This is a genomic window from Janthinobacterium sp. PSRC1-1, from assembly GCF_049897525.1.
GTDB lineage: Bacteria > Pseudomonadota > Gammaproteobacteria > Burkholderiales > Burkholderiaceae_D > Janthinobacterium > Janthinobacterium tructae.
Genome location: NZ_JAFCWK010000036.1, coordinates 1 through 659, shown reverse-complemented (window position 1 = coordinate 659; position 659 = coordinate 1). Strand labels below are relative to the sequence as shown.

The 659-nt window shown below is 47.2% G+C and carries 2 tRNA genes and 1 rRNA gene; all 3 read right to left on the bottom strand.

Going from position 1 to position 659, the window contains the following annotated elements:
* Positions 1-191: 191 nt before the first annotated feature.
* Positions 192-267: transfer RNA gene (locus tag ACP7DW_RS28670), tRNA-Ala, on the bottom strand.
* A gap of 25 nt (positions 268-292) precedes the next feature.
* Positions 293-369 (bottom strand) — tRNA-Ile (locus ACP7DW_RS28665).
* 79 nt (positions 370-448) lie between these two features.
* A 16S ribosomal RNA gene (locus tag ACP7DW_RS28660) occupies positions 449-659 on the bottom strand; the annotation flags it as partial.

Here is a 659-nt window from a genome sequence, read left to right as displayed (position 1 = left end):
ATAAGAAAGTACAACGTTGTTGCTTGTTTGTTGATACATACAATCATTACCCATCGATTCGCTTTTTACGGCAAACCGATCAATAAATAATCTTTACTTCTTCCAGATTGTTAAAGAACATACAGCACTTGATCTCGAAAAGACCAAACCTAAATTCAATCACCGATGTGATCAACTTACGTTTGAACTTTTGGTGGAGGATGACGGGATCGAACCGACGACCCCCTGCTTGCAAAGCAGGTGCTCTCCCAGCTGAGCTAATCCCCCTAGGGTATTTCCAGACTACAGAAACTGGTAGGGCTGGTTGGACTCGAACCAACGACCCCCGCGTTATCAACACGGTGCTCTAACCAGCTGAGCTACAGCCCCAAATGCTGTTCTTTATATTAACAGCCGATAAGTGTGAACATTTGATGCGTGAATCATTACTGATTCGTGCAAACTCTAGAAAGGAGGTGATCCAGCCGCACCTTCCGATACGGCTACCTTGTTACGACTTCACCCCAGTCACGAATCCTACCGTGGTAAGCGCCCTCCTTACGGTTAAGCTACCTACTTCTGGTAAAACCCGCTCCCATGGTGTGACGGGCGGTGTGTACAAGACCCGGGAACGTATTCACCGCGACATGCTGATCCGCGATTACTAGCGATTCCAACTT